The 487-nt window shown below is 63.9% G+C and carries 1 protein-coding gene; it reads right to left on the reverse strand.

Annotated elements, in window-relative coordinates:
• Window positions 1–187 (reverse strand): transposase (locus C1631_RS25455; protein WP_133248973.1); only part of this gene is annotated, 187 nt, incomplete at its 3' end.
• Between the last annotated feature and the right edge of the window lie 300 nt (window positions 188–487).

Below are 487 nucleotides of genomic sequence, written 5' to 3' on the forward strand. Positions count from 1 at the left end.
GGACCGAGTTCCACTTCCCGAGTGCCTCGGGCAGGTCACGCCACGGCGCGCCGGTTCGGGTGATCCAGAAGATGCCGTCCAGCGTGCGCCGGTGGTCCTTCGGTGGGCGGCCGCCGCGGGCCGACTGCTCCGTCAGGAACGGGGCGAAGATCGCCCACTCCGCATCCGTCAAACGATCCCGAACCAAGGCCGACCTCCTCTCCAGAGGTCAGCCTCGAATCACGTCATCCGCCTCGGGGGAATCCCCCCTGTGCCGGTTCGTCCACGCGGCCTAGCCGGAGCGGCGGCTCATCTGCGTCTCGCATAAGTCTGGTAGAAGATGACGATTACGCCTTGTCTCGCAGCTAATCCGTAGGATGCCCATTTCCATGGACTACCCGTCCAATCTGGACTGCCCCCACACCCCTGAACCGAACCGCTGGAAACCCTAGTTTCGGTACAAGATCGTCGCCAAGAAATCCGAGGGGACAGGCGGTCATACCCAGCA

It is taken from the genome of Chryseobacterium phosphatilyticum (assembly GCF_002899825.2).
Lineage (GTDB): Bacteria > Bacteroidota > Bacteroidia > Flavobacteriales > Weeksellaceae > Chryseobacterium > Chryseobacterium phosphatilyticum.